Origin of the sequence: Belliella alkalica (assembly GCF_022549785.1) — a bacterium.
Classification (GTDB): Bacteria; Bacteroidota; Bacteroidia; order Cytophagales; family Cyclobacteriaceae; genus Belliella; species Belliella alkalica.
On sequence record NZ_JAKZGO010000022.1, the window covers coordinates 13,315 to 37,083 of the forward strand.

The window sequence follows — 23,769 nt, forward strand, 5'->3', positions numbered from 1 at the left end:
CTCTACCTTTTCTTGTGTGTCAGGCATGGAAATGCTTCATTTCAAAAATATCACCTCTATCGCAGGATGGAATGACTCCGAATGAAAAACCCCAATAGCACCTCCTTTATCATAAAACCCTATATCAATATCCTTACTTGTTCGCTGATTAACAATAGCAAATTTTGACTTTGGTTGCTCTTCAAGCAAATCAAAGACAATAAACAAATCGGATGCCCTAGATGGAACTTGCACAGGTTCACTGAATTTGATTTGCTGCCATCCTGGTTTAGCCACAGCAACTATTTTTGAACTTGGAAGCAAATCTGTAAAATCATCAATGGAATTTCGCTTGCCTGAAATAATGCGTTGTGGAGCTTTCGGAACTAGTATTCTCAGAGATATCTCAACTTGTTTTTCTAGAATTTTCGAGACATAAAATTTGATTTCATCCAAAACCAGTGATTTTCTCTTTGGAACCTTGACCCGAATTGTGTACCTATAATACACTCCTTCAAGTCCATCATGAGATTCAATTGGTTTATCTACCTCAAATTCCTGAGCAGATGAATCACCGATTTTTAATTCGCTCAAATGGGAAGAATTGATAATCACTTCAGGAAGTTCATACTCCTTTGCCTTTAAAAAGAGCGTATCCTTAGACATCACTTGCTGAATGGAAATCAGGGTGTCATTAATCCCATATCCCGATATATTAAAGGATGTTTTTTCTGCAGTTTGTGCTTGCGGGAATTCAAATTTCCCTTTGATATCAGTAAAAAAAGCTTGTTTACCATCATCAGATAGTACACGAAGATAGGACAAGGGAACTTTATCATCAATTGAATAGATAAATCTCACCGTTCGGTCTTGCGCACTTATCTTAAAAGAAAACAGAAGAAGTGGAACAAACAGCCACTTACTAATCGATAAAATATGAGACGATAATTCGCTTTTCATTATTGATTTCAGTTAATTGAAGTATGGATGGATTTAACTTCATTATCAAATTCACATAGAAGTATTACATATGGATTTTTTCAGGTTTCAAGCCCCAAAGAAAGAAAACATCTTAATGGCTTAGAAAATTGTTTAGAGCAGGAAACGCTGTTTCTATCCTTCTGCTAGTTAAATTTGGAACGCTTCCATATTCCAAACCAACACCCAAATAAGCCTTAAGCTGACTTTTTTGTGCTTTGTCAATTCCCGATATTGATTGTATATATTTCGTTTCACCAACCTTTGTAATCAACTCGACCAAGACAGCTCCATGGTCATAGCCAGAAGCATCACCGAAATTCAATTCAGACAATTCTTTGATTGATTTTTCATCTAAATTTATAGCTTTCGCTAACATCCCACAATAATCTATTGACCTTTCCTTTGCTGAAACTTGTAATGTTTCACTCATATAAATGCCAGAGTTTTTACACATATTATTACAAGAAAACACCAAACAAGCGACCGTAAAAACGCATATCTTGCTTATGTAAATCCTACAGGTATTTATTGTTTTAGAAATCACTTTGAAAATTTTAAAGGGACAATATTCAGCGATAATTTACAATGATTTTCACAACAAATTACCTTTGAAAAAAAGTGTAAGCCAAATCCATGGAATATTTATTTTTACCAACCTATTTCCCGAAATTTATCCATCAATTTTTGATATTTTTCTCCTTCATGATTTAAATTGTAAGACAGATCAAATCCTTCCAAAACATACTTTTCTTGGATTGTTTGCGACATAACCTCAGCATCCTCATCACTAATTGACGAAAGAAAGCTACCATCACTGACCTTTTGCCATTGCACTTTATTATTAAAGCTTTGAAGTATGGAATTAACAATATCAAATTCCTTTTTTTCTAAAATGATTCTGTTTGTTTCCAAAGTGTATAGCTGTTTTGAGAGTTAAGGCATTTATAAAAATAGGGAATTTCGAGTATAAAAACTTTATCTTCCCATAAAGCACAATAAAAAAATGACCAAAAAGAGAGGTCATATCAACCCCTCGTCTGCAAATGAATAGTAGCTTTCTGCTGTCAGGATTATATGATCTAAGACAGTTATGTCAAAGAGTTTGCAGGCCTCTTTTACCTTTCCTGTCAACCTTCTATCTTGTTCTGAACTTTTCAAGTTCCCAGAAGGATGGTTATGTGAAAGTATCAAGCCAGCACAGTTCCCTTTGATCGCAGCTGCCATCAACAGTTTGATATCCACGGTTACACAGCTTGTGCCTCCTTTTGCAATGTTGCAGATTCCAATCACCTTGTTGCACCTGCTTACCAGCATCACCTTGAATTCCTCTATAAACCCAAGGTTATCTTCATCCCAGTTTTCACGAAGCAACCGACTTGCATCCTGTGAACTGTTGATTTTAGGCATTAATGAAGGTTTTACCTTGTGGCTGTAGGACAGTTTGATTTCTGCCACTTGATTGTCCTGAAAATTTCTGATTACCCTTTCCATAACATGTTCATTTAAGTTTTGAATTTGATTATGGTGCGGCATCAGCCTTTTTGCCAATCAAGACCAAGAGGCAAAGGAATAAATGAAGGGATGGTGGGAAGCCAGGTGTTTATGCCGGAAGCTCTTGGGCGCTACAGCAGGCAAAAGGCTAAATTTGTACTGTAATGGAATTTCAAAAAATCATGATTTTGATTTTTGTTTAATTGTCGGTATTTAAGGGGATTTCAAATACTTTGGGAAAATTGGATTAGAGCGAAAAATATAGGGGTAGAAGGCCTTGAAAATCAACTTTCTAGTATCAACCTCGATCCCTGTTCATTTAAAACCATACAAAAAGTGAAACATTTACAAACATCAGATTTTACTATAGGTGCAATCTTTATTGTTTTTTTCCTTGATTTGGGTGTTTGCTTACAAAATGTTTTAAACTTGGATACGCCATTTTAAAGTCGTCAGCCTATCATGGATCGTTTTTATTATCAGTAGAATTTAGTTTTTATCTGAGTTATCCCAAGTTGGAAAGTTAAATACTTTTTTAAATGTCAGGTTTTTGAACTGTAAAACTTGACATTTTGATAGTTATCAACTATCTACTTTGCTCCGTTTTTCCAAACTCCAAAATCATTTTTGAAAAAGGCTTTTTCCCCCCACCTTCAGTTGCAATACTGAAATAATTCATTTTCTGTTTCCAAAATTTATATCCAACCAAACTAAACAATCACCATGGAAACGGTAAGAATAAATCCACATACTGAAAACATCGTCAATTTTTATCCAACGATTGGACAGGTAAGGTCATTCTTTTGTGAAAGAAATGTCCCCTTAGAAGAAGCAGAACTGTTTTTTTACTTCCACGAATCAATAGGGTGGAGGACAGACAGAGGAACACCAATTTTAGATTGGAAACCTTTAGCCAAAAAGTGGATAGGAAACCTTGGATACTGATGTTTTAAAGAGGGTTCTAGTTAAAGCAAAATCTTAGAATCCTGTATGGCCAAAACCCAACTCAGTTCGAGATGACAGTTAGAAAGACCTTAAATCACAAACACAAATACATAATGCCTGAAAACAAAATCAACAACCTGACCAGAAGGGTAGAAAGCAGAATCTCAGAACGCAAGTTTCAAGAATTGCTGACTATACTTTCCCAGTCCCAGAACCAGACGATGAGCAGCCTTATAAGAGATATATTATGCAAACAGAAACTGGTGGTTACCACCTACGACAAAAGCTTGGATGTGTTTCTTGAAAAACTTTCCCTGATCCACCAGGAAATCAATGCCATCGGTGTCAACGCCAATCAGGTAGTAAGGGTATTTCACAAAACAGGAGACCTTTCAAAAAAATTGGCTTTGGCTAAGAAGTTAGCAAATAACCTCATCGAGGTGTTAAAGAAGCAGGAACAGCTCAAAAATACAGTTAGCCCACTTCTGGACAAATGGTTGCAAAAATAACCACAGGCAAAGAAATCAGGGGCTTGATTCTCTACAATGAATCAAAGGTACAAAACAGGAATGCTGCCCTTATCCATGGACAGGGGTTTCTGGGAAGTATCCATAAATTGTCTGCCAATGAAAAACTGGCAAGATTCCAAAAGCGTTTTGCACTCAACAAAAGGGTGAAAACAAATACGCTGCATATTTCCCTTAATTTTTCAAAAAAAGATCAGCTTGATGATGAATTGTTGAGCTTCATCGCAAAAGACTATATGGATAGGATCGGCTTTGGAAAACAGCCGTTTCTGGTTTATAGGCACGATGATACAGACCATCCCCATATCCATATTGTTTCCACCAATATTGATCAAAATGGGAAAAGACTGGAAACCCATAACCTTGGAAAGGGAGCCTCAGAAAATGCCCGAAGGGAAATTGAGGAAAGCCTAGGACTCGTAAGGGCAGAAAGCCAACAAAAAGATTACTTGATTTACAGACCACTGGAGAAAGCCCAATATGGCAAGGCTGAAACAAAAGCTTTGGTAGGAAATATTGTAACGGAGGTCTTGCGCAGTTACCATTTTGATTCCTTTCCAGAGTTCAAGGCGGCATTGGCACAGTTCAATATATCTGCTTCCAAAGTAAATGCTTCAGGAAAGGAATTTCATGGAAATGGATTGGTGTATTCCATAACAGACAAACAAGGCAAGCCTGTGAGTGTCCCAATCAAATCCAGCAGTCTTTACAGCAAACCAACCTATTCTAAAATATTGAAAAAAGCATCCTTCAATAAGGACAAGGTTGACAGAGCCAAAGTAAAAGCCAAACAAGATTTGATTTATAGGATCATTGAAGTACAAAAATCGATGGGCTTAGAATTTGGTGAAAAAGGCAAACTTGATTTGTTTTTGGAAAACCTGAAAAGAAGTGGGATATACCTTCATTTGGTTTTCAACAAAAATGGAAGGCTCTATGGCTGCACTTATGTGGACAATATTGAAAGAAGGGTCTATAAAGGATCTGTCTTGGGGAAAGCTTTTGGTGCAAATGGATTGGCAAAAACTTTTGCTCTGATTGACAATGATAACCCAAAAAATCAATTGCTTATCCAAAAGACCAAATGTGAAGAAACCGTAAGCAAAACAGAGAAGGCTAATTCTGAAGAGGATCTTGGAGCTAAAGCTGACACCAACCTAAAACCTTTTGGCCTATCGGAGATGGTTGGCTTTTTCATGGATATTTTAACTCCCGATTATGGCACCACACATGGCAATGACCCAGGGGATTTGAAAAAGAAAAGGAAGAAAAAAAGAAAAGACGGACAGTAGCGGATATGGCCACAGGTGAAAATCAAGAAGCATTGAGAAAAATACTTGACCTTACAAGAAAGATAGGTTTCGGGATTTTGTTGTTCCACTTCTTTTGGGAGTGTAAAATAGTAGTCAAAAACTGGAAACTGGATATCAATCTGATGGATCAATTTGTCAATGAATTGGCTAAGACTGGTCTGTTTGCCGAGTTTTGGCTTTCAAAGGCATTGGCATTGCTTTTATTGCTTATTTCAATCTTGGGGATAAGGGGTAAGAAATCCTTGAAAATTGATTTATTACCTGTTTTGGCCATAGGTATTTTTGGTTTGACATGCTATTGGTTTTCGAGTTTGCTTTTTAATAATAGGGGAGAGCTATTGTTCTTGGAGTATGGTTATATAGGCCTTACTCTCTTTGGTTATTTATTGGTTTTGAGTTCTGGGACGCTCTTGACTAGGATCGTTTGGAATAGGGACCAAACGGATATTTTCAACAAACTCAATGAAACATTTCCCCAAGAGGAAAGAAAGCTTGAAAATGAATATGCAGTCAACCTTCCCGCAGTCTATAAGCTTGGAAATAAAGTCCGCAAAAGTTGGATTAACTTTGTTAATCCATTTAGAGCTATTTTGGTAGTAGGGACTCCTGGATCAGGAAAAAGTTATTTTGTGATCAGACACATCATTACCCAGCATATAGCCAAAGGTTTTTCGATGTTTATCTATGACTTCAAATATGATGACCTCTCCAAAATAGCCTATAATGCATTGCTCAATAATAAGTCAGCTTACAAGACTGTTCCGAAGTTCTATGCCATCAACTTTGACAATCTAGAACATAGCCACAGGTGCAATCCCCTAGAGCCAAGCACCATGCTCGACATTACGGATGCATCTGAATCTTCAAGGACAATCATGATGGGACTGAATAGGGAATGGATCAAAAAACAGGGGGATTTTTTTGTGGAATCACCCATCAACTTTTTGACTGCAGTGATCTGGTTTTTGAAAAAATACAGAGATGGAAAATTCTGTACTCTTCCCCATGTGATTGAACTGATGCAGGTGGAATACGACAAGTTATTTTCCGTGCTCAGGACAGAACCGGAAATAGAAGTTTTGATCAACCCCTTTGTATCGGCATATCTGCAAGGGGCAGCCGAACAGTTGGAAGGACAGATTGCAAGTGCCAAGATAACCATGGCAAGGTTGGCTTCCCCGCAACTCTATTATGTTCTTTCAAAATCTGAATTTACCCTTGATATCAACAATCCCGATGAGCCAAAGATAGTCTGCATGGGAAACAATCCGCAGAAACAACAAGTCTATGGGGCGGTATTGTCTCTTTACATTTCTAGGATTACAAAAATTGTAAACAGGAAAAACCAATTGAAATCAAGCTTGATATTTGATGAATTTCCCACCATCTATTTCAATGGTATTGACAGCCTGATAGCCACAGCAAGGGGGAATAAGGTGGCGACCACCTTGGGGGTGCAAGACTACAGCCAACTGAAAAAGGATTATGGAAGGGAACAGGCCGAAGTGATCATGAATACGGTTGGCAATATCATCTCGGGGCAGGTGTTGGGAGATACTGCCAAGCAGCTTTCCGACAGATTTGGAAAGATCATGCAGGCAAGACAAAGCCATTCGATCAACAGCAATGATACTTCGGTCAGCCATTCTCACCAAATGGATTTGGCTGTGCCACCTTCAACGATATCAACCCTTTCATCTGGGGAGTTCGTTGGAATAGTGGCCGATAACCCAGATCAGGAAATCACCCTGAAACGATTTCATGCAAAGATAATCAATGACCATGAAGGTATTGCCAATGAAGAAAAACAATATACGGATATCAAAAAAGTACGGGATTTGGCAGTAACGGAAGTATTGGAAAACTACCAAAGAGTAAAATCTGAAATATCCCAACTCATAGATTTGGAACTTGAAAGGATGATGGACAGTCCAGGGTTGGCAGGATTGATTATTCGGGGGAGGGCATGATTACAATTTGGTTAGTTAATTTGGGCGTTTTTTGTCTTCGGACATAGTATTTCAAATATCATATGAAAAAGATTAGTTTTACTTTCTATTCAATTCCTCAGCAATTTAGGATATCATCCCCCACACATGGCAAGAGGCTACGGCATAAAACCGTGTCGCTCTGCTTACTTTTTATTCCGTTTCCTCTTGCATTTAGTGGCCGCTGAATCCTTGAGAACTGCCATCCAAACACACGGAAGTATAGACAGCATGCTTGAAAATGAATTGGGGATAGGGGAAAAAGAAAAAAACAAACTCAGAAAGAAATTTTTGGTAAAAAAATAATTCCCTTGTAAATCCAAAGCTAGATTTATTAGGAAGGTTTCTAGTATTTAACCTGTTGATTATTAGTAAGTAAAAAAGAAGTTTTGTTCTAACAACGTCTTTTTTACTTATGTTCACAGTATCCTGAAGATACAATTTGCCAATAAGCTATTTTATGCCTAACGTTTTCCAATCAGGAGGTGTAGTGTTCAATAGGTTTTTGACAAAGAAGTCTCTTCTCAAGCGCTCTCCATATTCACCCCCAGAACTGTGGCCCATGCCTGGAAACATCATAAATTCAAATTCCTTATTGTGCTTCACAAGTTGATCAACCAGCTGATAGGTGGATGCAGGATCAACATTGTCATCGATTTCCCCAACCATCAAGAGAAGCTTTCCTTCTAGGTTTTTGGCATTGCTGACATTGGAGCATGCTTGGTAATGGTCACCTGTTGGAAGTCCCATCCATTGTTCATTCCACCAAATCTTATCCATTCTGTTGTCATGACAGCCGCAGGAAGATACAGCGACTTTATAAAACTCTGGAAAAAACAGCAAAGCTCCTGTAGAATTCTGACCACCTGCTGAGGTTCCAAAGATTCCAACACGCTCCAAATCCATGTATGATCTGTCCTTTTGTGCTGCTTGCATCCAAAGGATTCTGTCGGGAAAGCCAGCATCTTTCAGGTTTTTCCAAGCTACATCGTGAAAACCCTTAGACCTGTTGGAAGTTCCCATACCATCGATCTGAACTACTATAAACCCAAGTTCAGCAAGCTCATTGAGACCATAGTAATTTGGATTGAATGACTTGGGAACATGCGAACTGTGAGGTCCAGCATATATGTATTCTATTACAGGGTATTTTCTGGAAGGATCAAAATTGCTGGGTTTGATGATCAAGCCCCAAATATCTGTCTCGCCGTCACGCCCTTTGGCAGCAAATATCTCTGGTGCTTTCCAGCCAGCTTTCTCCAATTGTTCTACATTTGCCTCTTCCAAATTGGATATTATTTTCCCATTTCTTGTATCCTTGATTACTGTGATAGGGGCAAGGTCTTGTCTTGAGTATTTATCTACAAAATATTTTTTATCCTCCGAAAGTGTAATTTCATGGTTGGCGTCCTCCTTGGTTAGCGCGACAAGACCTTTTCCGTCCAAACCTATACTATAAAGATGGGTATGATAAGGGTCTTCTCCTTTATTTTTCCCACTGGCAGTAAAGTAGATCAAGCTCTTTACTTCATCTACATGTAATACATCCCTTACTACCCACTCGCCTTTTGTGATTTGGTTAATTACTTTGCCATTTTTGGAGTCTATAAGGTATAGGTGTCTCCAACCGTCTCTTTCAGAAGCCCAGATTATCTGATTTTTTTCGTCTAAATCTTTTCTGAAATTTTTCCCACTGTAATCAATAAACGTTTCGCTTAGCTCTTCAATCAATGCTCTCACTTTTCCATTCTTGGCATCCATCTCAAAAATAGTGTATCGTTGATGTCCTCTTTCGTTGTATTCCCAAGTAATTGCATTACTTTCTTTATTCCATTTCAATCTTGAAAGTGCATATTGCTTGTTCATTTGACTGATGTCAGCCAAGAATGAATTGCCCGTTTCCACATCAATTACTACAGGCGTACGGATGGGCAATGCATCCCCAGGTTTCAAATAATCCCTTTCGAAAACCTTTGGTTGAAATTGATCTTCAGGTGCTGATGCTATCAAGGTCAATTTTCGCACTTCGCTGGGACGAAATTTAAACAATGCTATTTTCTTGCTGTCTGAAGACCAGTGGATCGTTGAGGAATAATATTCTCCGGGCATTCCATCGAAAGTCAATTGTTTGACTTTTCCAGTTGATATATCTTTTACAAATACATTGTAATCTCTAATAAATGCCTCTTGGGTCTTGTCTTCGGATTTTGTAGCTCTTTCGCCCAATTCATTGTCCCTGCTCCCCCAATAGCTGTTATTGCCACTTATAGTCCTGATTTTTTCCAGTTTTTCAGAGTTTTCATTCCATTTCCAAATAATATTGTTGTGTCGAAACTCAAAGTTTCCATCTTTGATAATGATGTCAGAAATCTGCAAGTTTCCCTTATTGAATTCGGTCTTAACGGAATCTGAAAGTGATTTCAAAAAAGTAGTTGATGTAAATAAAGGTTTCTTCTCTTTCTTGTCGATGTCAAACGTAAAATATTTTTTTCCATCTTCAGATTGTATTGAATAGGTCAAAAGATTTTTGTTTTGCCATACAATCTGTGTAGGTGAAAAATATACTTTATCCTTGATATTCTCTTTAAGTTCTTTGGCTCTTTGATAATCTGCTAGTTCCCCTTGCGCTGAACTGATACTTGGAAATAGTAATTGGATGATAAAAAGGCAAATAATTAAAGAGGAGTTTTTCATTACAGAAATGTTTGTTGGGGTTTAATTTTCACATGCCATATGCAATAGACGTAAAATTACATGATTTTTAACTTGTACATTTCTCCAATCATAGCCAAAGTTGATACTATATTATCCATATTTTCATTCAAAATAGATGCTAAATGCGTCTTGTTTTAGACTTTACTTAATTTGACTAATGTACACCAATGATGTTTTTACTTTTTGGGAATCTGGTGTTATTCATGGATAGTTTTGTGCTAAATTTTCAATGAAATACTTTTTAATTTTAATGAACACTAGATAGAGCTTGATAACCCACAAAAATCACAAAAAAATGAGAAGAAAATCAGACAAATTATTTAGACTGTTTATGGTAATATCGGTAATCAGCATGCTTTCTTGTCAGCATTCACCCAAGGATTCGGGAATCATTGATTTATCCCCAGGCTTAGGGTCGGCCAAAGACAGTGTGAATGGATGGGAAAGAGAGTATTGGAGTCCAAAGGAAAATTACAAAATCATAGATTTGGAGGATGCTAAACTTGCTGTTTTGGCTATTGAGGCTGATTCTTTTTCGATATCTAGGTGGTATAGAAAAGTCCAGCTGAAACCCTATGGTACATACAAAGTAACAGGATTGATAAAGGCTGAAAATGTAGTAAATCAAGGAGAAAAAGGAGGAGCAGGTATCAGGCTGGGGCATATAACTTTAGACAATGATACCGTTTTGGTCGGTACTACCGATTGGATTTCCTTTGAGCATGAGTTCAATACCGAAGGCTTTGACAGTTTTTTGGTAGAAAGCATCTTGGGAAAAGAAGGGCCTGCAAAAGGAGCCTTGTACCTTAAGAATGTAGAAGTTCTAGAAATTGAGGTTGCCGAATTGAACCCAGCAGTCAAGATTGACCTGTCAGAACAGAGAGAACCTATGGAAGACTATATTTATGGTCAGTTTATTGAGCACATGGGTAAATGTATCTATGGTGGGATTTGGTCGGAATTGTTGGAGGATAGAAAGTTTTTCTACGCACCAGGATCGGAAAATAGTCCATGGAAAGTAACAGGGTCGCAAGTTAGCCATGACAGTTCATTTAAGTATTCAGGTAATCCAACACCTTTGATTGATCTTAATTCCACTGAATTGCAGGGATTGGAGCAAAGGAATCTAAAGTTTAAGGATAAAGCTTATGAAGGTTACTTTTTGTTGGATATTCCGGGAAATGTAAAACCTGAAATTTTCTGGTTGTCGGGAGACCAAAAACAGGCAGTAGAAATTTCATCCACTGAAAAGTCTGGTAGCTATACCAAAGTAGCTTTCTCCTTCCAACCTTCAAGAGAGGTGGAAGATGGTGGTTTGGGGGTGACAGCCAAAGGTTCGGGAAAGATGCGTTTGTTGGCAGCCACATTGATGCCTTCAGACAATGTGAAAGGTTTCCGGCCTGATGTGTTGGCATTGATGAAAGAACTGGACGCGCCCATCTACCGTTGGCCAGGGGGGAATTTTGTAAGTGGCTATGATTGGAAAGATGGTTTGGGAGACCGAGATGCCAGACCTACCCGTTACGAGCGTGCTTGGAATGGTTTGGAAACCAATGATGTGGGGATCCATGAATTTATGGAGTTATGCAAGCTTTTGGAAACCGATGCAAACATCGCTGTCAATACTGGTTTGGGGACAAAAAAAATGGCTGCAGAGGAAGTGGAGTATGTCAATGGTGATGTCTCAACAAAAATGGGTAAATGGAGAGCGCAAAACGGCCATCCAGAACCATATAATGTAAAACTCTGGGCGGTAGGAAATGAAATGTTTGGCGATTGGCAACTTGGAAACATACCTATTGGGGAATATGTAATTAAGCACAATGAAGTGGCAGAAGCAATGAAGGAAGCCGATCCAAATATAGAACTGATTGGGGTAGGTTTTCCAGGACGTTGGAATGACATGATGTATGGGCATTGTCTGGAAAATATGGATTACATCAGTGAGCATATTTATAAGCAAGATTGGCATTCCGGGGGATTGCTGACACATGCCCGGCAGCTTTCCGATCTTATCAGGGAGGTGGCAGAAGAACACAGAAAGAGGAGCGAAGATCCTGAAAAACCAATATTGAGGATTGCCATGGATGAGTGGAATTACTGGTATGGTGACCATGTGCATGGTCTCTTGGGAACTCGATATTTTCTAAGGGATGCACTTGGTATTGCAGCAGGCTTGAATGAGTTTTCCAGACAATCAGATATTTACTATATGGCAAATTATGCCCAGACGGTCAATGTGATTGGTGCCATCAAAGCAACAAAGACAGGTAGCTGGATGGAAAGCACAGGTTTGGTGTTGAAGATGTACAGGCATCATTTTGGATCGATCCCTCTAAACCTGGAAGGGGGCCACAGTCCCTTGGATGTGGCAGCTGCATTGACGAAAGATAAGAAATTCCTCACTTTGGCTGTGGTGAATGCCAATTTTAAAGATTATGAGCTGGGAATTGGTTTGGCTGGAAATGTTGATTTGACAGAAGGGGAGATGTTTATTGTTACAGCTCCTGATGACATGGATTTCAATGATGAATCAGAGGAGAAAATCACGCTTGTATCAAATTCAATTTCTTTAGTGAATGGCAAAATTAAAGTGCCTAAAACAAGTTCTGTTATTTATAGATTCCCTCTTGAATAAAGAGCAAAAATGGAAGGGTTCAGTTAAAATAAATGAGGTTTTTGACCTAGAAAACAACAGGGTAAATTGTAAGTTTATTTATCATATTTAAATCAAATAAAGGCCAAATTGAAAATTCAATTTGGCCTTTATATTTATTCTATTCTTAAACTATATTATCTGAATACGCGCTTCTTTGCCAGAAGCATTATTGTTCTCGCCCAACCTTTAATTTCAATATAAATACCCAATTATTTATGAGAATCTAAATGAGGGGGAAATTATATAAATTTAAGTTATTGGCAGAATAGCGGATAATCTTATTCAATTGATTAGGGTCTTCCATGAAAATTCCCCAATCACTTTAAGTTGAAGTCCAAATAAACTGAATGACGCTCATAAGAATCGTAAAACGGCTTGAACACAACTCCATCTATAATAAATTCTAAAGGCTTGTCAGTCTTATTTATTGTATTTCCAATGTCATTTACATCTAAAGTTATTTTTCTCCAATCTTTTCTAGCCTCAGGTTCTTGGGCTGCTAGTAAAACTGGACCATAAAACAAACTTGCGATGTTCTGTTGATCCATTATCGGGTCTAGGTAAAAATGAAATGGCATCTTTAAATCTATAACATCACCTTTTTTCCATTTCCTATTGATAGTCAGGTAAGTACCTGGGTTTGCATCAAGTTTTTGATCTTTTCCATTTATTTTTACTGAAAAGCCATTTGTAGCCCAACCTGGTACTCGCACTTTGATGTCAAATTTGCCGCTGCCATTGATTGTTAGGCGTGTCTCATCTTCTTTTGGAAAGCTTGTAGATTGCTCCACTATCACATTACGCTCTTCCCAATTTAGGGTCGAAGGAATATACAAATTGACATAGAGGCTTTTATTGTCCTTACTTTTGTAGTAAATGGCACTTTGCAGTTTGGTACTACTTTCTATCGCTGTTCCATTGCAGCAGGTGAAACCTGTCATCTTTGAATTCCCAAAATGCTTGATCGACCCAGGTCTTAGTGGAACATGATAGGTGTTTCCTGGATTGTCTTGCGCTACGGATGCCAGAATGTGGTTGTATAATCCACGCTCATAGTAATCCATGAACTCCCCACGCTGATCGAAAAGGAAGAGGTCATTTGTCAACTTCAGCATATTGTAAGTGGCACAAGTTTCATTTTGTCCCCCTGAAGAAAAGCCATTTTCATACAATGTCGCAGGCTGTGCAATAAAACATTCTGCATTTGCCGGATTTCGTGCTCCAGCCACTCCTCCAATGCTATACATGTAATCATTCACCGTTTTGTGCCAGAAGTTGTCAGCGATCTTGTAATACTCAGGTTTAAGGGAAGCGCGGTAAGTTTCTATACTTCCCACTACTTGTGGAATATGCTGATTGGCATGAAGTCCACGAAAGACATCAACATTTTTAGCGAGTCCATGTGTTTTGGAGGTGTCCCCAAAGAACATTCTGATGTTATCAAATAACTGTGCAGTTTCCAGATATTCAGTTTTATCCGTTATTCGATAAAGTCGAGCCATTGATTCATTCATTCCACCGAATTCACCGGCAATGTAGCTGTTCCACATTTTTACAAGTTGCTCGGTTGGTAATTGACTCAGTCGGGCATGTACCCAATCGCCCATCCCTGTGGCTACATCAAGTGCTTTTTTGTTGCCACTGACTGTATAGATATCGATCAATCCCGCCAATATTTTGTGGAGTGTGTAATATGGCGCCCAAACCTGAGAATTCTGCCCTCCATATGTGGCTCCCTGCTCAAGCATGATAAATTGATCTGGTGGATAGGCACTGATATAGCCTTTTCCCCAATTCCAATAATCAGTTCGGATGCCTGATTCACTGAGGTCGGAATCATAGGAGTTTTTCCCAGGACCAGCGGGCACAGCCCTTGGATCTAAGACAAATGGAATCCCAGGTGCTTTCTCATTTCCTGATAACCTTGACAATTCATACAGGGTATTGACCATATATTCCATTTTTCCCAGGAAGTTTTCCTGCAATTTCTTGTCATATCCAGTTCCCTCATATGCTTGTGCAATAGCTGTGAGATAATGACCTGTAGCATGACCTCTCAATTTTGTCTCTTGACTGTCCCAAACACCAAGTGGAGTGGCACCTTCAGGTTGCTTTTGACCATAAGTATTACGGAACATATATAAGAAAGAGTCTGGATTTGTTTCTGCCAATGTTGTGATAAACTTGTCACGGTTTTCAATGAATTTTGTGTCATGTCCATGTGTATCCGAATTCAAAGAAACCTGACCTAAGTTAAAAGTTTCCAATTGTAAAGTTGGAGTAGCAGATTTGGCTTGGTTGTTTACTTGAACTATTGCCTTTGGCTGAAAATTTGTACCCGAAACACGGCCTGTTAACGTGTAGTTTCCTGACTTGAGAACTGCATTATTGTCCGTTTCAGCTGGCCAAAGTACACGTACCTTAGGGCCTTTTATCCCATCTTTATAGATACCATCAACATAGCTTGGCAATCTTGGTAACTCACCGATTTCTGTTTCAACATTCACATCAGAAACACCTATCAAATAACTGTTGAACAATTGTTGCTGTGACTCAGGGAATTTCTGGAGATCATCTTCTTTCTTATCCTCGTTTACTATTCCTTCGTTCAGGTTTTGGGTGGTTTTGCTGTATATTCTGCCAACTTGCTTAGTGCTTAACGGGATTCTGTAAATTCGAAAGTCATGAATTAATGCATTCAATGTACGTCCTTCCGACAGATTTGATTTTCCGATATAGAGTTGTTTTTTAGCGTCAGGTTGTTTTTGGAAGATCTTGCTAAGATTGAATCCAGTATCATTGATTTGTCCTACAGGTTTCCCGTTGACATAAGTTACCAAAGATTTTCCGGGTACATCTACGACGATTGCAATGTGAACCCATTTGTTGATGTCGATTTCATGTGATACAAGTTCTTTTTTGTTTGCATCTGTGGTACTTATTGTAGTGCAAAGGCCTTTTTGGCTTTTTGTACCCGTAAGTGTAGTGACAAAGTGTTTGTCATCACCATTTCCAAAATCAAAGAAAAATTGGCCAGATTCCGCAGAACGTAAATTGACCCAACCAGATATACTGATAGATTCTATATCTGCCAATCCGTCAGAAGGGATAGTGATGTAGGCGTCTTTATTGCCATTGAGAGAAATGACTTTTCCAAACCTGTTGTCATTTATGAATACTGGTTCATTTCCATGAAATTTTCCATGGAGGTTATTCCTAGACCAATCTTTGACATCACCATCAAATAGGTATCTTGCAACCATCCCCGTTTCCCCAATTCCATCCAAGATCTGATCCCCACTTTGCGCAGCCAATGGACTTATAGATATGGCTAGAAAGATTGAAAACAATAGGGATTGTATATTTATAAAATGTTTTTTCATTATTCTGTTTTTATATTTTCGAGGATTGATAATGTAAAAATATCAAAAATAAGCCTTTGCCTATAAGGCTATCTTAGCCAACAATCATACTATTTTACCTTATATACTTTCTTGAATTCGAATGCTATTTTCTCATTCTTTTCCAATTTGAGTTTAGGCCAAATTGGTGAATATTGTATTGGTAATAGATGATTTTGTGAAAGTCTGCATGAATTAGATTTTATACCTTGTGGATAGATTTATTTGATTGAAATTTTGATGGGATTCTAGAGCAGATTTCATTTTGATCACTCTTTCAAATTGCAAGATCTAATAAAATTTAGGGTTTAAATTACAATAAAGGAGGGGAGAGGTTTTTCCCTCCTTTTTCTATTGTTTGGGTATTTATAGGTTTTTCAAAAACTTCCAATTTGTCTTATAATTCTTTTTCACTTCCTCTCCACTCAAAACTATTCTGAGGATTTCTATCGGGATGCTGTTGTTGTGAAGGATAGCGTCATGGAACTCCTTTTCAGGCATTTTACCACTATTTACCAATTCATCTTTGAGGGCATAGATCTGAAGTCCTCCGACCATATAGGCAATTTGGTACAAAGGGCCATAGCTTCCTTCAAAAGATCTTCTTACTTCCGCTTCTGCATTGGCACGCTCGTGCCCAACCTTATCTACCAAGAAGTCAATGGCTTCTTGTGGAGTCATTTTTTCCAAATGATAGTTTAGGCTGAATATAATCCTTGCACACCGGTGCATTCTCCAGAAAAGCATACCGATTCTGTCCTCGGCAGATTTTGGGAAAGACTTCTCCCAAAGTGCTATCTCCCAATATAAAGCCCATCCTTCAATCCAAAATGGCGTAGAGAAAAGTGTTCTGTATTGTTTGTGCCGCTGCATCATATATCCTTGGAGATGGTGTCCAGGGATCAATTCATGTTGTACCGTAGCCCTTGAAAAATGTGGGTTGTTACCACGCATACTCATCATCTTTTCCTCATGACTCATGGACGAAGTAGGATATGATATCTGGATCACTTCACCACCCAAAAAGAAGGGGTTGATCCGCTGAGCCTCCGGGGACATCATTCGCATCCGCCAAGTTTCTTTTGCCAAATCAGGAATGGTGATCAGGTCTCGATCCTCTAAGAAATCGATGGCTTCTTCTGCCAAAAAATGGATGTCTTCAGGCCAAGTTCCGGGAGAAACATAAGTGTTTTTGACATGCTCTATTGCAGCTTTCCAGTCATTCCCATAACCCAATTCCCTTGAAGCTTTGAGCATTTCTTCTTCACACCAAGCAAACTGTTTCTCCGCTTCTGCAATTAAGGCTTCGGGTGAATAGGGGATATATTCAAATTCCAATTCCTTTTCCAATGCGGTTTTTCCAATTGGTTTTCCAATAATTCCACTACCATCATCTTTGACAAGTGTATTTTCATAATGACCTTTGAGGAAAGTTTTGTAAACAGTAAGGCTTTCATTCAGCGCTTCAAAAGGCTTTTCCATCCACCACGAAAATTCAGGGTCATAACCATTATAAAATCCATAAGCTTCTTCGACTGACCTTTGTAAGCTTTGGATAGCATCACTTGCCAATTCGGCTTTCTGCCAACTTTCAAATGGTTTATGGTCTTCCATATTTCTTTGTATAGATTTAATTTTGGCTGTAATTTCATTAAAAATCCCCGCCAGTTTTTGTGCATCTGGCTTTATTCCTTTTCTCCTCTGAATATAAAAATCAATCAAAGGTTGGGAGAATGTAGAAACATGCATGATCTCTTTATAGGATTCGTAGGTTCGTTGATGAAAGTATCTGTCTTTTGTAAGTTTGTTTTTAAAAACGAGATAGTCGATTTGAGAATCCCGATCAAGGCCTTCAAATCTGAGATCTTCAAGTAAGTTCAACCAGTCTGCAAAATGCTTTTCTATTCGCTCAAAGTACTCTTCGGAATAACTGTTGGTATATTTTCTATTGAGAGAAGAAAGGTCAGCCTTGTACGACTCTAATTCAGTATATAGTCCCTGACAGTAAGAGGAAAATGGAAGCATCATAAAAATGCACAGGAACAAATACATTCCAATTTGGATTTTTTGCTTGGTCGGTATTAGCAAGTTTGCTATTGGAGATTTCCTCATGTTTCTCAGGAGTATGATCTTTTGGTAATGGTCTTTCATTGGTGTGATTTTTTCGGTCAAAATGAACTAGGTACATTGTTTGTATGTGGAAATTAACAAATAATATCATCCAAAATCTGTAATGCCAATATTGTATAAGTCTTGACTAATCTTGTGCAATTTTCTTGGGTATTCATGTCGTAATTTTGAAAAGGAACAAATATTTACAAGAAATGAATTGGAATGGAGTTTTACCTGCCGTGACAACAAAGTTTACCGCAGATGGCAGTATTGACTATATGCTGTTTTTTGAGAATGTTGAAGAACAGATTAATGCAGGGGTCATTGGGATTATTCTTGGGGGAACCCTAGGGGAATCCAGTGTATTGGAAGACGAGGAAAAGATGGAACTTACAAGTAAGACCATTGCCTATGTCAAGGGCAGGGTGCCTGTTGTTTTGAATATTGCCGAAGGATCGACCAGAAAGGCAATTGCCTGTGCCCAAGCGGCAGAAAGCATGGGTGTAGATGCCCTTATGCTTTTACCTCCCATGCGGTATACGCCAGATCACAGAGAACTGGTGACATATTTTGCTGAAATAGCAAAAAGCACAAAATTGCCGATTATGATTTATAACAATCCGGTAGATTATAAAACCTATGTTACGTTGGATGTTTTTGAAGAACTTTTGCCCTATGAAAATATTCAAGCGGTCAAGGAATCTACAAGGGATGTATCCAATGTTACCAGAATGATCAACAGGTTTGGAGATCGTTATAAGATTCTTTGTGGAGTAGATACATTGACAATGGAATGCTTGACTATGGGTGCCCACGGACTTGTGGCAGGATTGGTATGTGCATTTCCGAAAGAGACTGTGGTTTTGTTCAACTTGATCAAAGAGGGAAAAACCGCAGAGGCATTGGAGATTTACAGATGGTTTTTACCATTGTTGGAGCTTGATATCCATTCCAAATTAGTGCAATATATCAAACTTGCAGAGGAGATGACCGGAATAGGGTCAGCAAAAGTAAGGGCACCAAGGTTGGAACTGGTAGGTGAAGAAAAGGCTAAGATTGTAAAATTGATACAAGAGGGGATAGACAGCAGGCCTGTTTTGGAAAACTACAGTGTTGTTGTAGGTTAAAGCTTTGTTAAATCCTTAAAATAAATCCCGATGAAAATTGTTCTTTCATCGGGATTTATTTTAGTTCACGTGTTTAATATTTATATTTCTACAATAGGAAGAAGGGGTGCATCCTGTAATCGTCTTAAACTGTCTATTGAAATAAGAAATATTGTAATACCCTGATTTGAAAGCAGCTTCTTTTACACTGAGATCTTCTTCTACAAGCTGCCTGCATGCATTGCCGATTCTGATTTCATTCAGAAATTGTGAAAATGTCTTTCTTGTATGTCTTTTGAAATACCTACAGAATGCATTTACACTCAAATTGGCAACGTCTGCTGCGTCAGCCAAAGAAATATCCCTTGTGAAATTATCAAGGAGAAAACCAATTACCGAATTGATTTTTTCAGTGTCGCCTGCTTTTATCTCGCTCTCATAGGTTACATGACTTAACGTTTCGATATCTTCAGTTTGAGAGAGGTAATTGAAGATTTTGAAAAGGTAGATGAGCCTGTCAAATCCATTTTTTTTCGTGATTTTTTTGCTGAATTTGAAAAGTTTTTCACGCGCTACCCCTGTCAAAAAAAGTCCACTTTTGGATTTTTCCAGAAATCTATTGATCGCATGAAATTCTTGAAGTTCTTTAAATTTCTCACCCAATGCATCAGGAGAGAATAGAATTGATATGTTCTGGGAAAGAAGTCCACTCTCTGAACTGTAATATTCTTTATTACTTCGGAAAAAATGGGGTAGGTTGGCACCAATTATAAAAGTGTCACCAGAATTGAAATTACCAAAAGCATCACCTATGAAATAGGTACCTTTTCCTTCGATAATTGTCATGATCTGATATTCGGAATGGAAATGAAGGTTGTCATAGAAATGTTGATGACATTCTTTGAGAACTCTGACCGGTTCGTCAATATTTCGCGGAACTTGGTAAAGAAGTGGTTTCATGATTTTTTTATTAGGGGTGTTTATTGATTCTAGATATTTGAAATAACCAATGTCAACATTAGCTATTGTGGATGCCACCAATAGGAACAAAGTGACAGGTTTGAGGTGATTTGGGTAGATTTAGTGGTTTATTGATATATAATAATATGAAAATGAGCTTATTAATAATAGCAGTAGGTTAATATTGTATTAGTATTGGGCAATTGAGGTGTAGAAAACACCCGATTTTTTCGATCACTTTTGATTTTCTTGTAGAAAATGAACAATTTGTTTCTTTCTTTAGACATGATTTAACCAGTTTTCAGACTTTATAAAAATTCGGTTTTAAAATTAATTTTATCCATTAAAAATATACTTTTATATGAAGTGCCGATAAAACTTTGGTCTTGGTGTTTTATTAAGAATGAAAATATTGTTTATTGATTCTAAAAATGGTTGTTATTTGGTGAAATATTTCCCTAAAATGCACCAAAGTTAATATTGTGTTATTAATGGGTAATAAACTATGGTTTTCAGATAAGTGTATTAATTACATTTGTATAAGAGCCAAAGATTTATTTTTCTAAGGCAAAACCTTAATCATCAGTTGCGCATGAAACAATTACAATTTATACAGAGAGCACTTGGATTTTCAACAGATAGATCAAGTCGATTTTCATTCCTTGTAGGCCTGATGCTGCTTTTTTCAATTCCAGTATCTGCACAAGATATCTGGGATAGAATCAAGGCAAAGCCACAAACCTTAGAGACAACAAAGAAAAGCTACCTTGAAAATGATATTTTCAAATTGGGTTTGCTAAATAGCAGCCATACAGTGGCCTCTTTGAATCCAAAGGTGGATCTCAGTTTTGATTTTGTTCCATCCGAACTTTTGGATATCAGAAGTAGGGACAGTCTCTATCACCTAGGTGATATCAACCTTATGTATCGTATTGGGGAAGAGGAGACCTGGAAGAGTTTTTCAAGTGCACATAAAAGAGAGTCTTCAGCAAATGAACAAAAAGCGACGTCCCAAAGAGCAGTTTCTTTGGTAAGTAAAAGTCTTCGTGATACCGATCAAATAGCCGTTTACAGAACTTGGGAACTTGGTGAAAATTCTCTGACCCTTACTTTTGAATTGAAAAATGAATCTGGTAAACCAGTTGAGATTGGGTATTTGGGTGTTCCTATGATATTTGATAATATTTTACACTGGAAAAGTCTTGAAGATGCTCATTTGGAGAAGGTGTTCTATGATCCTTATATAGGAGGAGATGCAGGTTATCTTCAGGTGGTGAGACTACATGGGAAATCCCCCGTTCTGTTGGTTGTACCCAAGGAAAATGCTTCTTTTGAAGCTTACAGCCCATTGTTAGATGACCAAACACCAAGAAACATCACTTTTGAGGGGTTCCATGATTGGGTGATCCATAGTAAGGCCAAGGCTGAAGGGCAATGGAAAAATGCCGAGCAATGGATTGAGCCAACCTCCATGGTAATTGCTCCAGGAGAAAGCTACACCAGTAGCCTAGAATTTTTGTTGGCAGATGACCTCAGATCAATTGAACCGACTTTGGTTGCTAATAATAGGCCCGTAGCAATTGGATTGCCTGGCTATGTAGTGCCAATGGATGTCAAGGCAGGCTTGCGTTTGAAAGCACCCCAGTCCATCAAAGAAATGACTGTATCCCCAGAAGGCTCATTAATAATCACAAAGAATCCCGAAAAGGATGCCGAAGGATGGTTGGCATTTGATGTGGAAGGAAAGCAGTGGGGAAGGGCGAAAGTAGAAATCACTTACCTTGACGGAACTAAGCAAGTATTATCTTATAAAGTCATCCATCCAGAAACTGAGTTGGTGGCCAAAATGGGTAGTTTCCTTACCACAGAGCAATGGTATGAAAATGAAGAAGATCCTTTTGGAAGACACAATTCGGTGATTTCTTATGACTATGAGAAAAAAGCTCAGGTAGTAGAAGACTCTAGGGTATGGATAGCTGGCTTGAGTGATGAAGCTGGAGCAGGGTCTTGGCTCGCAGCCTTTATGAAGCAATTGCTAGACCCAAAAATGGAGGAGGTAGAAAAGCTCGGGAAATTCATGCACGAAACCCTTTGGGGAGGCATACAATATAATGAAGGAGAGAATAAATACGGAGTGAAAAAGAGTGTGTTTTATTATGAGCCTGAAAAGATGCCGGCTGGCACTTACAGTAAAAGTGTCAATTATGGTACATGGGCTGCTTGGGACAAGGAACATGCGGACTCGCCGGGACGCTCTTACAACTATCCTCATGTGGCAGCTGCGCATTGGATTATGTATAGACTATTGAGATATCATCAAGGATTTGAACTTCCCCAAACTTGGGATTGGTATCTTGAAAATGCTTTCAGCACTTCGATGGCAATGGTAGAACTGGCACCACATTATGCACAGTTTGGTCAGATGGAAGGAACAGTTTTTTTAATGCTTTTAGATGATCTTAAGAAAGAGGGAATGGAGGCCTTTGCCAAAGAACTTGAAGGGGCTATGAGAGCAAGAGCAGATGTTTGGTCAGGTTTGGCTTATCCTTTTGGCAGTGAGATGCCTTGGGATTCCACCGGGCAGGAAGAAGTTTATATGTGGGCAAAGTATTTCGGGATGGATGAAAAAGCGGACGTTACGCTCAATGCGATTTTGGCTTATATGCCAGCCATACCACACTGGGGTTACAACGGATCAGCCAGAAGGTATTGGGATTTTCAATACGGTGGAAAAATTCAGAGAATCGAAAGACAGCTTCACCATTATGGATCTGCATTGAATGCTATTCCTGTAATGCATGAATATATCGATAACCCAGAAAATCTTTATCTTTTGAGGGTTGGATATGCAGGGATGGTAGGTGGAGTGGCCAATGTCACAGAGGATGGTTTTGGGCCAGCGGCATTTCACTCGTATCCTGAAATGTTGGCAATTGATCCTTACAGTGGAGATTATGGTTCAGGGTTTTTTGGCTATGCTGTGAATTCCAAATCAATATTGCTTCATGATAAGACTTTTGGATGGCTGGGATTTGGAGGAAATGTCAAAGAAATAGAAGGAAATATAAAGCTTGAGCTGACTTCGGGAGGAAGAAAGCAATTGTTTTTGGCACCTGAAAAATTACTTGTAAAACTGGAATCAGGAAATATCCTTGAAGCTTCATACAATCCAGAGTCAGGTAAGCTTCATTTGCTTCTGGATAAGGCGAATGCCAACACAAAGCACGCCTATTTTAGAATATCTCATCCTAATAAAAGCGATTGGGATTTAGGGTTAGAAAAACTAGAAAACGGTGCATACATTCTTCCTTTGGGAACTGATCAAAAAGAATTGATAATCAGTCTGAAATGAACATTTTGAAAGCGATAAGTTTTTCTTTTTTCAATAAGGTTGAAACCTGCCGGAATACAATTTTCGGTAGGTTTCTTTTTGTCCTTTCCAATTTAAATTTTTATGAAAAGATTTAGGTATTTAAGTTTATTCTGTGATAGTTCAAAATGAGCTAATATAGTATAGGTTTAAGCTACTTTTGTTGAATTTTTTGATAAGTGTTTTAAGTACATTTATAAAGTAATCCCAAGAGACTTTTTT

Annotated in this window: 16 protein-coding genes; 8 read left to right on the top strand and 8 right to left on the bottom strand. The window is 38.2% G+C overall.

From position 1 onward, the window contains the following. Positions 1–36 precede the first annotated feature (36 nt). The 4 genes from MM213_RS18145 to MM213_RS18160 form a co-directional block, all read right to left on the bottom strand. The gene (locus tag MM213_RS18145) at positions 37–939 is read right to left on the bottom strand and encodes a hypothetical protein (RefSeq protein ID WP_241414313.1); all 903 of its coding nucleotides are present in this window, start codon (positions 937–939) and stop codon (positions 37–39) included. Between the two features lie 112 nt (positions 940–1,051). After that, entirely contained in the window at positions 1,052–1,390 is a 339-nt protein-coding gene (locus MM213_RS18150) for a hypothetical protein (protein WP_241414314.1), read from the bottom strand. Positions 1,391–1,608: 218 nt separating this feature from the next. Beyond that, on the bottom strand, positions 1,609–1,872 hold the full coding sequence (locus tag MM213_RS18155; protein WP_241414315.1) for a hypothetical protein: 264 nt from the start codon (positions 1,870–1,872) through the stop codon (positions 1,609–1,611). Positions 1,873–1,980: 108 nt separating this feature from the next. Continuing rightward, positions 1,981–2,451, bottom strand: a complete 471-nt coding sequence (locus MM213_RS18160) for a JAB domain-containing protein (RefSeq protein ID WP_241414316.1) — start codon at positions 2,449–2,451, stop codon at positions 1,981–1,983. 723 nt (positions 2,452–3,174) lie between these two features. Between MM213_RS18160 and MM213_RS18165 the strand changes: the two genes are divergently transcribed. The 5 genes from MM213_RS18165 to MM213_RS18185 all read left to right on the top strand — a co-directional run bounded on the left by MM213_RS18165 (position 3,175) and on the right by MM213_RS18185 (position 7,530). Beyond that, positions 3,175–3,396 carry a hypothetical protein gene (locus MM213_RS18165; RefSeq protein WP_241414317.1) on the top strand — a complete coding sequence of 74 codons (222 nt, stop codon included), beginning with the start codon at positions 3,175–3,177 and terminating at the stop codon, positions 3,394–3,396. 71 nt (positions 3,397–3,467) lie between these two features. Next, on the top strand, positions 3,468–3,905 hold the full coding sequence (locus MM213_RS18170) for a plasmid mobilization protein (RefSeq protein WP_241414318.1): 438 nt from the start codon (positions 3,468–3,470) through the stop codon (positions 3,903–3,905). Next, on the top strand, positions 3,890–5,215 hold the full coding sequence (locus tag MM213_RS18175) for a relaxase/mobilization nuclease domain-containing protein (RefSeq protein ID WP_241414319.1): 1,326 nt from the start codon (positions 3,890–3,892) through the stop codon (positions 5,213–5,215). Before MM213_RS18170 ends, MM213_RS18175 begins: the two co-directional genes overlap by 16 nt. A 5-nt stretch (positions 5,216–5,220) precedes the next feature. Continuing rightward, positions 5,221–7,206 (top strand): conjugal transfer protein MobC, encoded by a 1,986-nt coding sequence (mobC, locus tag MM213_RS18180; RefSeq protein ID WP_241414320.1) that lies wholly within the window; start codon positions 5,221–5,223, stop codon positions 7,204–7,206. Positions 7,207–7,332: 126 nt separating this feature from the next. Further along, positions 7,333–7,530 (top strand): tyrosine-protein phosphatase, encoded by a 198-nt coding sequence (locus MM213_RS18185; RefSeq protein ID WP_241414321.1) that lies wholly within the window; start codon positions 7,333–7,335, stop codon positions 7,528–7,530. Between the two features lie 147 nt (positions 7,531–7,677). Here MM213_RS18185 and MM213_RS18190 read toward each other — a convergent pair whose 3' ends face one another. After that, positions 7,678–9,918, bottom strand: a complete 2,241-nt coding sequence (locus MM213_RS18190) for a S9 family peptidase (RefSeq protein ID WP_241414322.1) — start codon at positions 9,916–9,918, stop codon at positions 7,678–7,680. Positions 9,919–10,234: 316 nt separating this feature from the next. Here MM213_RS18190 and MM213_RS18195 point away from each other — a divergent pair, with 316 nt between their 5' ends. Next, a complete protein-coding gene (locus MM213_RS18195; protein ID WP_241414323.1) occupies positions 10,235–12,577 on the top strand; it encodes an alpha-L-arabinofuranosidase family protein in 2,343 nt (780 codons plus the stop codon). 338 nt (positions 12,578–12,915) lie between these two features. On the opposite strand, the gene MM213_RS18200 is transcribed toward MM213_RS18195, so the two are convergent. Further along, positions 12,916–15,981 (bottom strand): beta-L-arabinofuranosidase domain-containing protein, encoded by a 3,066-nt coding sequence (locus MM213_RS18200; RefSeq protein ID WP_241414324.1) that lies wholly within the window; start codon positions 15,979–15,981, stop codon positions 12,916–12,918. Between the two features lie 384 nt (positions 15,982–16,365). Then, on the bottom strand, positions 16,366–18,150 hold the full coding sequence (locus MM213_RS18205; RefSeq protein ID WP_241414325.1) for a DUF885 family protein: 1,785 nt from the start codon (positions 18,148–18,150) through the stop codon (positions 16,366–16,368). Between the two features lie 173 nt (positions 18,151–18,323). Between MM213_RS18205 and MM213_RS18210 the strand changes: the two genes are divergently transcribed. Then, positions 18,324–19,238, top strand: coding sequence for a dihydrodipicolinate synthase family protein (locus MM213_RS18210; RefSeq protein ID WP_241414326.1), 915 nt, complete (start codon positions 18,324–18,326; stop codon positions 19,236–19,238). 60 nt (positions 19,239–19,298) lie between these two features. Here the strand turns inward: MM213_RS18210 and MM213_RS18215 are convergent, their stop codons facing one another. Next, a complete protein-coding gene (locus MM213_RS18215) occupies positions 19,299–20,177 on the bottom strand; it encodes an AraC family transcriptional regulator (protein ID WP_241414327.1) in 879 nt (292 codons plus the stop codon). Positions 20,178–20,769: 592 nt separating this feature from the next. On the opposite strand from MM213_RS18215, the gene MM213_RS18220 reads away from it, so the two are divergent. Then, on the top strand, positions 20,770–23,529 hold the full coding sequence (locus MM213_RS18220; protein WP_241414328.1) for a DUF5695 domain-containing protein: 2,760 nt from the start codon (positions 20,770–20,772) through the stop codon (positions 23,527–23,529). Positions 23,530–23,769 lie beyond the last annotated feature (240 nt).